This window comes from Nonomuraea sp. NPDC048892 (assembly GCF_040649735.1).
Taxonomy (GTDB): Bacteria; Actinomycetota; Actinomycetes; order Streptosporangiales; family Streptosporangiaceae; genus Nonomuraea; species Nonomuraea maheshkhaliensis.
In genome coordinates, this window is record NZ_JBEZFZ010000001.1 from 473,897 (window position 1) to 483,267 (window position 9,371).

Consider the following 9,371-nt stretch of genomic DNA (forward strand, 5'->3'; position numbering starts at 1 on the left):
TGTGAACTCCCCACCCGAGACACCCTCAGCAGCGGAGCGGCCGGCGGTCACAGACGCCGAGCTGCTGACCGCGCACATCAACGGGGATCCACACGCCTTCAGCGAAATCGTCAAGAGGCACCGCGACCGCATGTGGGCGGTCGCCCTGCGTACGCTCGGTGACCCCGACGAGGCCGCCGACGCCGTGCAGGACGCCTTCGTCTCCGCATATCGAAAAGCCGCCACGTTTCGCGGCGAGGCGGCCGTCACCACCTGGCTGCACCGGATCGTGGTCAACGCCTGCCTCGACAGGATGCGCCGCAAGTCCGTCAGACCGGTCGCCGACGACGAGCTCATCGAGGCCGCCGAGCGCGAGACCCCGCTGCCCGACCAGACCGTCGAGCGCGAGGTCTCCATGGAGGTTTCGGCCGCGCTCAAACGGCTGCCGGCCGACCAGCGCGCGGCGTTGGTGCTGGTCGACATGATGGGCTATTCGGTCGAAGACGCAGCTCAGGTGCTCCAGGTGCCGAGCGGGACGGTGAAGAGCAGGTGTGCCCGAGGACGCGCGAAACTTGCCCCAATTCTTTCGCATCTGCGGAACCGATCGGAACTCAATCGCGTCTCATCCGCGAAGGGAGCAGAACTTCGTGACGGGTGATACGCACTACGATCTTGAGATCCTCGCCGAACTGGCCGAGGACCTCTTGGACGTCAGCACGGCACGCCAGGTCCGGGAGCATCTCGCGGTCTGCGACCCCTGTGGGGAGCTACTGGCCGACCTGGCGGCGGTTCGCGAGGTGCTGGCGGCGACCCCCACTCCGGCCATGCCGATGGGTGTCGCACTGCGCATCGACAAGGCCCTGGCCGCCGAGGCGGGCTCCAGGCGCGGCGGAGGTGTCGGCCTGGCGGAAGCACCGGACTGGGACGAGCTCATGCGGGACTCCCCCTGGGAGCGGCGGGCCGCAGAAGCACCGCGGCCCGCGGGTCCAGACCCGGATGACGTCCTCCAGCCGGTCCGGCTCGGCGTGGTCTCCGACGACGGCAACATCGTCCCGGCCAGGAGCCGGACGATCCGGCGGCGCCGATGGGCGATGCCGGCGGTCGCGGCAGCGGCGGCGGCCGTCGTGGTCGGCACGGCCGTGGCCTCCACCAACCTGCTGGCCGCGGGAGGAGGCGGCGAAGGCGGCGCGGCACCGATCGCCCTGCCGGCGCAGACCCCGCCGCAGCAGTCGCAGCCGACGACCCCCCAGCAGCCGACGAGAGACGCGGTGAGAGCCAAGTCCTACGCGCTGACCGACAGCAACCACAACTACAGCGACCCCGAGCTGCGGATGAGCCTGCAGAGCTTCCTGGGTCCCGCGCCCATCATCGGCAGCTCCTCCGGTGCCGACGAGGTCGCCAAGTGCGTCACCACCGTGTCGCGGCGGGCCAAGCTCGACGTGTTCGCGGTGGACCAGGGCCAGTACAACGGCCAGGAGGCGCTCATCGTGGCCTCGTGGAAGCAGCGGGCCGCCAAGAAGGTCCGCATCGACGTCGTCGATCCGTTCAGCTGCAAGAACCTGCGCAAGCCCTCCCTGGGCCGCTGGTAAGCAAAGCTCCACGTCAGAGCCCGCTTCGGCGGGCTCTTTCGTTTTGTCTCGGCCGTGTCATGGCGTTGCCCGGTAGGGGCGGGAATCTCGGCGGCCTAGGATCTGTTGACGCCGGTGGCAACAGCAGACGAGGAAGGCGTGGGAGCGTTGAGCGACGTTCGTAACGTGATCATTATCGGATCCGGCCCAGCAGGCTATACCGCGGCCGTCTACTCCGCGCGCGCCGAACTCAAGCCGTTGATCTTCGAGGGTTCCGTCACCGCCGGTGGTGCGCTGATGAACACCACCGACGTGGAGAACTTCCCCGGGTTCCCCGACGGCATCATGGGCCCCGACCTGATGGACAACCTGCGCAAGCAAGCCGAGCGGTTCGGCGCCGAGCTGGTCGCGGACGACGTCGTCGAGGTCGACCTGGAGGCCAACCCCAAGGTCGTCAAGACCCACACCGAGACCTACTACGCCAAGTCCGTCATCCTGGCCATGGGCTCCGGCTATCGCGAGCTCGGCCTGAAGAACGAGAAGCGGCTGTCCGGGCACGGCGTGTCCTGGTGTGCGACCTGTGACGGATTCTTCTTCCGCAACAAGGACATCGTGGTCGTGGGCGGCGGCGACACCGCGATGGAGGAGGCCACGTTCCTGACCAGGTTCGGGCGCATGGTGACGGTGGTGCACCGCCGCGACACGCTGCGGGCCAGCAAGATCATGCAGGACCGGGCCATGGCCAACGACAAGATCCGCTTCGTCTGGGACTCCGAGGTCGTCGACGTGCTCGGCGACAGCAAGGTGGAGGCGGTGAAGCTGCGCAACGTCAAGACCGGCGAGGAGTGCGAGCTGGCCGCCGACGCGCTGTTCCTGGCGATCGGTCACGATCCCCGCACCGAGCTGGTCAAGGGCCAGATCGACCTCGACGAGGACGGCTACATCAAGGTCGCCTCGCCGACCACCGCGACCAACATCGACGGCGTCTTCGCCGCGGGTGACGTGGTGGACCACACCTACCGTCAGGCCATCACCGCGGCCGGCACCGGCTGTGCGGCCTCGCTCGACTCCGAGCGCTGGCTCGCTAACCACGAGAAGTAAGGAGCGCTACCGTGAAGGCTGTCACCGACGCCACATTCCAGTCCGAGGTCCTCAAGAGCGACAAGCCCGTGCTGGTCGACTTCTGGGCCGAGTGGTGCGGCCCGTGCCGTCAGGTCGCGCCCATCCTTCAGGAGATCGAGAAGGAGCACGGCGACAAGCTGGAGATCGTCAAGCTGAACATCGACGAAAATCCTGAGGTTCCGCGCGAGTACGGTGTGCTCCAGATCCCCACGATGAACGTCTACAAGAATGGCGAGGTCGTGAAGCAGATCATCGGCGCCAAGCCGAAGGCCATGCTGCTTCGCGAGCTCGAGGGCATCATCTAGCACGCCCCCTGCGGGGGCTCGCCCGATCTCGGGGCGCGCTCGGCCCGCCGAAAGCCCCTCGTTCTGGCTCACGAGGGGCTTTCGCGTATCCGGGGCTGCCTGCCTGGCGACCGCGTTCGTCTGTGCGGCTCTGAGGTGCTCTCAGACGGGACGTAGCGCCCGTTCCGGGCTCATGGAGCCGAGCAGGCGCTCCAGCGCCACCTCGACGTCCTCGCGCCACGAAACGGCGCTCTTCAGTTCCAGCCGGAGCCGCGGAAATCGCAAATGCGGACGAACCGTCTTAAACCCCACAGAAAGCAGATATTCGGCCGGAACTACGCAACTAGGTTCTTCCCACTTGAGGTCCCCGAAAGCTTCAATGGCTTTCACTCCGCGCCGGGTCAGGTCTTTGGCCACTCCCTGAATCAGCATCCGGCCCAGCCCGCCGCCGGAGAACTCGGGAATGATGTGCGCCGTCATCAGCAGCACCGCGTCGGCGCTGACCGGCGAGGTGGGAAAGGCCACCGAACGCGGCGTGTAGAGCGGCGGGCTGTAGAGCACGAACCCGGCCGGCACCCCGTCAACGTAGGCGATCTTCCCGCAACTGCCCCATTCGAGCAGGGTGCCGGAGATCCAGGCCTCCTTCTCCAGCGCAGGATCGCCTGAATCGACCGCCCGCTCCCCGCTCATGGGATCGAGCTCCCAGAAGACGCACCTTCGGCAGCGCCGCGGTAGATCTTCCACATTGTCCAGGGTTATGTTGACCAGCCGGCGCGACAACTACGGCCCCTATCCTTGACCCGGAAAAGCGCGCGAAAACCGCGTCTACAGGTGGCATGGTAGCTCAGTGAAGATGCCGCCAGCGGACACCACCACCGGCGAGCCCGGCGACGGGCGACATGTCCGTCTGGCGTAATCTGGTATTTCCGTCCGATATGAACCTAGGAGGTGGGCCGTGACGGAAGAGCGGGATCACGGTCAGACACCCGCGACCCAAGGGTCGCGCATCGACGCCTACGTCGATCGGTATGCCGCGCGAGCTACCGGGATGGTCGCCTCCGAGATCCGAGCTCTCTTCGCCGTCGCGTCCAGGCCCGAAGTGGTCTCGCTCGCCGGCGGCATGCCGTACGTCACGGCGCTCCCCCTCGACATGGTCGGCGCGCTCGTCTCCGAGCTCGTCACCCGGCGCGGCCCCGTCGCGCTTCAGTACGGATCCGGCCAGGGCGACCCGCATCTGCGCGAGCAGATCTGCGAGGTCATGCGGCTGGAGGGGATCAACGCCGGGGCGAACGACGTCGTCGTCACCGTCGGTTCGCAACAGGCCCTCGACCTGATCACCCGGATCTTCATCGACCCGGGTGACGTGATCCTGGCCGAGGGGCCCTCGTACGTGGGAGCCCTGGGGACTTTTGCCGCCTACCAGGCGAAAGTGGTCCATATCGCCATGGACGATCAGGGCATCGTGCCCGAATCGCTGGCGCAGACCATCTACGCGCTGGAGACGGCCGGGGCGCCGGTCAAGTTCCTCTACACGATCCCGACCTTCCACAACCCCGGCGGCGTCACGCTCAACATCGCCCGCCGGCAGCAGGTGCTCGACATCTGCCAGCGGGCCGGGATCCTCATCATCGAGGACAACCCGTACGGGCTGCTCGGCTTCGACGGCGATCCTCTGCCGGCCCTGCGGGCCGACAATCCCGACGGCGTGGTCTATCTCGGTTCGTTCTCCAAGACACTGGCCCCCGGCTTCCGCGTCGGCTGGGCGCTGGCTCCCCACGCCATCCGCGAGAAGCTCGTGCTCGCCATGGAGTCGGCCGTGCTGTCGCACTCCTCGTTCACGCAGCTCGCGGTGGGGGAATACCTGGCCACGCAGCCGTGGCAGGAGCAGATCAAGACGTTCAGGGAGCTGTATCGGGAGCGCCGCGACGCGCTGCTCGACGCGCTCGAAGCGCTGATGCCGCCCGAGGTCACCTGGACCCGGCCTGGGGGCGGCTTCTTCGTCTGGGCCACACTGCCGGAAGGGCTCGACTCGAAGGCGATCCTGCCCCGGGCCGTGGCCGAGCGGGTGGCGTTCGTCCCCGGGACCGGGTTCTTCTCCGACGGCAGCGGGGCGCGGCACATGCGGCTGTCCTACTGCTATCCCGAGCCTGACCGGATCCGCGAGGGGGTGCGGCGGCTGGCCGGGGTGATCGATCAGGAGATGCAGCTGAGGGACACGTTCGGCACGTCGTCCGCGCGTGACCACCAAGGCGTCGACACGCCCGGGCCCGACCTGGCCTGACCGCCGCGAGCACGTAGGGGGCCGGCGGGCGACGCCGGCCCCCTTTCTCGTTCGCTGGGAGGGGATTTCGCTGGGAGGGGAGAAGACACCGCCGCGTACACCCTTCACCGCCCACGCCGGTACGGTTGGACAGCGTGCCATCAGCGGCATCAGCAGAGGAGATGTGATGAGCGATCTGGGCCACGTGCTCGTGCTGGCCGGAGGCCTCTCCTATGAGCGGGAGGTGTCTCTGCGCTCGGGTCGCCGGGTCAGCGAGGTGCTGCGCGCGGCGGGCGTCGATGTCGAGGCCCGCGACACCGACGCCTCACTCGTCCCCTCGATCCTGGCCGACCCGCCGGACGCGGTGTTCGTGACCCTGCACGGCGGCGCCGGCGAGGACGGCGCCATCCGATCCGTGCTGGAGCTCCTCAACGTCCCCTATGTCGGTGCCGATCCCGACGCCTGCCGGGTGGCCTTCGACAAGCCCACCGCCAAGGCCGTCGTCCGCTCCTTCGGCGTGCGCACGCCCGAGTCCGTCACGCTGCCGAAGGAGACCTTCCACGACCTCGGCGCCACGGTGGTGCTCGGGCGCATCGTAGAGCGGCTCGGGCTGCCCCTGTTCGTCAAGCCCGCCCGTGGCGGTTCCGCGCTGGGCGCCTCCATCGTCCGTACCGCGGAGGAGCTGCCCGCGGCGATGGTCGGCTGCTTCGCGTACGGCGACACGGCGCTGATCGAGCGGTACGTGGAGGGCGTGGAAGTGGCGGTCTCCGTCGTCGACTTCGGCAACGGCCCCGTGGCCCTGCCCGCCGTGGAGATCGTCCCGGACGAGGGCGTCTACGACTACGCGGCCCGCTACACCGCCGGCCACACCGAGTTCTTCGCCCCGGCCCGCCTGTCCGCCCAGGCGGCCACCGCCTGCGCCGAAACGGCGGTCACCGCACACACCGCTCTGGGATTGCGAGACATCTCCCGTACCGACCTGATCGTGGACGCCGACGGGGTGCCGCACTTCCTGGAGGTCAACGTGGCGCCCGGGATGACGGAGACCTCGCTGCTGCCGATGTCGGCGGAAGCGGCCGGCCAGGATCTGGGCGACCTCTGCCGCACCCTCCTCCAGAACGCCGCCTCCCGCACCTGACCTCACTCCCCCGCGCCGATCGAGGGGCACCCCCGCGGAGCCCTCCGAGCCGCACTCAACCTCAAGCCAGGACAACGGAACCGAGACGCCCGATCCAAGGGCCGACCCCAGACATCTGAGCGGCGACATCCGAGTGGGCGACGTCCCAGCCGAGAGCAACCCGGCAGAGACATCCGAACGGAGCCGACCCCGGGCCCGAACAACGGGACCAAGACGACCAAATCCTTGCGGTGCGGGTCCGGGGCAGGCGACCTTCGTCCCATAAGTAGCCTTACCCATGTGCTGATCGATTCGATGTACCCCAAGAGCTTCGCCAGCGACAACCACGCCGGCGTCCACCCCACCATCTTCGAAGCCATCGCCGCGGCGAACCAAGGAGACGCCCCCGCGTACGGCGACGACAGTTGGACGTCGACGTTCGAGACCAAGGCGAAGGAGACGTTCGGCCCGCAGGCGCAGGGGTTCGCCGTACTCAACGGGGCGGGCGCCAACATGGTCGGCCTCGCTCTCATGCTCGGCCGCTACGACGCCATCCTCTGCGCCGACAGCGCCCACATCGCCACCCACGAAGCGGGGGCGTCGGAGCGGCTGCTCGGGGTGAAGCTCATGACGATCCCGACGGAGGACGGCAAGCTGCGCCCGGCCGACATCGAGTCACGCCTCGGCGGGATCGGCAACCCGCACGAGTCTCAGCCGACCGTCGTCTCCATCTCCCAGGTCACGGAACTCGGCACCTGCTACACCCCCGCCGAGATCGCCGCCCTCGCCGAGACGGCACACGGCAACGGGCTCCGGCTTCACGTGGACGGCGCCAGACTCGCCAACGCGGCCGCGTACCTCGACTGCGATCTGAAGGCCATCACGACGGGCGCCGGAGTCGACGTGTTCAGCTTCGGCGGCACCAAGAACGGCGCCCTGGCCGCGGAGGCCGTCGTGGTCCTCGATCCGTCCCTGGCGGATGGCGTCCCGTTCCTTCGCCGCCAGTCACTCCAGCTCGCCTCAAAGATGCGCTTCATCTCGGCGCAACTCTCAGCACTCCTCACGGACGACCTCTGGCGCCAGAACGCGGCCCACGCCAACAGCATGGCCGCCCGCCTGGCGGATGGACTGACCGACGTTCCCGGCGTCTCCCTCGCCTACCCCGTTGAGGGCAACGCCGTCTTCGCCACCCTCCCGATCGCCGTCGCCGAGACACTCCGCCAGCGCTACCTGTTCCACTACTGGGACGAGACCGCCGGCACGGTCCGCTGGATGACCGCCTTCGACACCACCCCGGAACAAGTGGACGACTTCCTCGACGACCTCCACAAGACCGCCTCCGCCTAACACCGCCACGACACGGACCGGCGGGAAAGCCAAAGCCCCACAGACTGAAGCACCGTAGAAGCCGATCGCCACCACGTCCAACGCCCGACACCGCAGAGGAACGGGTTCTGCGCCAGCACCGCCAACGACCCCCGCAAGACCGGTGCAACCCGCATGCGATCCACTGCTTAAGTCCGCACCTCCAACCGGCGACCCCGACCGTCCAACGCCGACGCCCGCCAACCGGCTGGCGACCCGCACACACCAGCGGCATGCATAGCGGACGGCGACACGGCCGCCAGACGACCCGCGCCTCGGACGGCGTGTACGCCGATTGACGCAAACGTGAGGTGGCCCGCCCGCCCAGCAGTGTGCCCGCCGGACGACCCGCACGCCGGACGACCCGCACGCCGGGCGGCGCGGACGTCAGGCGCCGCGAACGTCGAACGACTTCGGACGGCACGTACGGCCGGTGACCCCGGACGGCCCGCACGCCCGACGCGCCGTGCACCGAACGACCCGCACGCCGGGCAGCGCGGACGGCGCCTACTGGCGGCAGCACCGGCAGACGCCTCGGCAGCACACCCAGCGAGCGGCGGCATGAACGCCGGGCGCCCCGCACGCCCGGCGTTGCATACGTCGGGCGATGTGCACGTCGAACGGCGCACACAGCGGGGGGCGACACCGCCACCCGCCGGACCCGCAGACCGAGGGTGCGTACCCGAGCAGGGTGCACGCCGGGCGTCTCGCACGCCGCACGCCAGGCGGCGCCCGTACGCCGCACGCCAGGCGGCCCGGACGTCGCACGGCACGAACGCCCGGCAGCACTGGCACACACGCTGGACGGCACACCCACAGCGCGCGGCAGCACGAACGTACGGCGCATGCACGGCTGCCCTGCACGCCCAGCGCCCCGCATGCCCGCAGACCGAGGGTCGTTCCAGGGCAGCGCGTACGCCGGGCGATGTGCACCTCGCACGCCACACACAGCGGGCGACGACACGGACTCCCCGCGGCTCGCAGGCTGGGAGTGCGCACCCGAGCAGCACGCACTCCGGGCGGCCGGGACGGCTCACGCCAGGCGGCCCGGGCGGCGCACACCGGGCGATCCGGGCGGCCGCACGCCAGGCGGCGCCCGTACGTCGCACGGCACGAACGGGCGGCAGCATCAGCACGCGTCCTGAACGGCACACACAGCGGGCGGCGGCACGCACACCGGACGCGCTATACGCGGACGGCGCGGACGGCGCGGACGGCGGGCAACGTGGACGCCGCACGCCGCACGACCCGGACGGGCGCCAGCGCCGACACGCGCCTCGGATGACCCGCGCATCAGGGCGGCACCTGCGGGCGCCGATCCTCACGCGCGCCTTCTGTTCGCCCCGCTCCCCCATCCCTCACACCTCTAGGTTTCACGTGAAACATGCCCGCGCGGTCGGCTCGGTGACTTGCCCCCGGACGTGTTTCACGTGAAACATCGGCGAGCAAGCCGCCCATCCACGTGGGAATGACACCCACTTACGCCCTCCGCTTCGTCTCTGACGTGAGGATGCAAGGTGGGGTGCCGTGTCACGTCGACCCCATCGCACCACGCATCAGTCAACGTGGGCAGCCGCGGATCAACTCAACAGGCCCACCCGAAAGGCGCTGCGATCGAGAGGGCAGAAAGTCTGCTGGACCACCCACACGCCGCGATACCGGATCCCGCCGGGCGA

Annotated in this window: 8 protein-coding genes; 7 read left to right on the forward strand and 1 reads right to left on the reverse strand. The window is 69.1% G+C overall.

Going from position 1 to position 9,371, the window contains the following annotated elements:
- The first annotated feature begins 1 nt into the window (after position 1).
- From sigM to trxA, 4 genes are all read left to right on the forward strand, one after another.
- Positions 2–637: an RNA polymerase sigma factor SigM gene (gene sigM / locus AB0C28_RS02325; protein WP_357839698.1), complete on the forward strand. Its 636-nt coding sequence runs from the start codon at positions 2–4 to the stop codon at positions 635–637.
- The gene (locus AB0C28_RS02330; protein ID WP_357839695.1) at positions 627–1,568 is read left to right on the forward strand and encodes a hypothetical protein; all 942 of its coding nucleotides are present in this window, start codon (positions 627–629) and stop codon (positions 1,566–1,568) included. The genes sigM and AB0C28_RS02330 overlap by 11 nt, the downstream gene beginning before the upstream one ends.
- A gap of 147 nt (positions 1,569–1,715) precedes the next feature.
- On the forward strand, positions 1,716–2,648 hold the full coding sequence (gene trxB, locus AB0C28_RS02335; protein ID WP_357839692.1) for a thioredoxin-disulfide reductase: 933 nt from the start codon (positions 1,716–1,718) through the stop codon (positions 2,646–2,648).
- An 11-nt stretch (positions 2,649–2,659) separates the two neighbouring features.
- A complete protein-coding gene (gene trxA / locus AB0C28_RS02340) occupies positions 2,660–2,974 on the forward strand; it encodes a thioredoxin (protein WP_326633025.1) in 315 nt (104 codons plus the stop codon).
- Positions 2,975–3,115: 141 nt separating this feature from the next.
- Here the strand turns inward: trxA and AB0C28_RS02345 are convergent, their stop codons facing one another.
- The gene (locus AB0C28_RS02345; RefSeq protein ID WP_106242832.1) at positions 3,116–3,733 is read right to left on the reverse strand and encodes a GNAT family N-acetyltransferase; all 618 of its coding nucleotides are present in this window, start codon (positions 3,731–3,733) and stop codon (positions 3,116–3,118) included.
- Positions 3,734–4,001: 268 nt separating this feature from the next.
- Here AB0C28_RS02345 and AB0C28_RS02350 point away from each other — a divergent pair, with 268 nt between their 5' ends.
- The 3 genes from AB0C28_RS02350 to AB0C28_RS02360 all read left to right on the forward strand — a co-directional run bounded on the left by AB0C28_RS02350 (position 4,002) and on the right by AB0C28_RS02360 (position 7,677).
- The gene (locus tag AB0C28_RS02350) at positions 4,002–5,234 is read left to right on the forward strand and encodes a PLP-dependent aminotransferase family protein (RefSeq protein ID WP_357840678.1); all 1,233 of its coding nucleotides are present in this window, start codon (positions 4,002–4,004) and stop codon (positions 5,232–5,234) included.
- Positions 5,235–5,400: 166 nt separating this feature from the next.
- Positions 5,401–6,351, forward strand: coding sequence for a D-alanine--D-alanine ligase (locus AB0C28_RS02355; protein ID WP_326633027.1), 951 nt, complete (start codon positions 5,401–5,403; stop codon positions 6,349–6,351).
- A 279-nt stretch (positions 6,352–6,630) separates the two neighbouring features.
- Complete coding sequence (locus AB0C28_RS02360; protein ID WP_358072810.1) at positions 6,631–7,677, forward strand: beta-eliminating lyase-related protein; 1,047 nt, start codon at positions 6,631–6,633, stop codon at positions 7,675–7,677.
- Positions 7,678–9,371 lie beyond the last annotated feature (1,694 nt).

What these genes read in the sequence shown, in the direction of transcription:
- AB0C28_RS02350 (WP_357840678.1), top strand. Translation starts at nt 4,002, where the DNA reads ATGGTCGCCTCCGAGATCCGAGCTCTCTTCGCCGTCGCGTCCAGGCCC.
- AB0C28_RS02355 (WP_326633027.1), top strand. Translation starts at nt 5,401, where the DNA reads ATGAGCGATCTGGGCCACGTGCTCGTGCTGGCCGGAGGCCTCTCCTAT.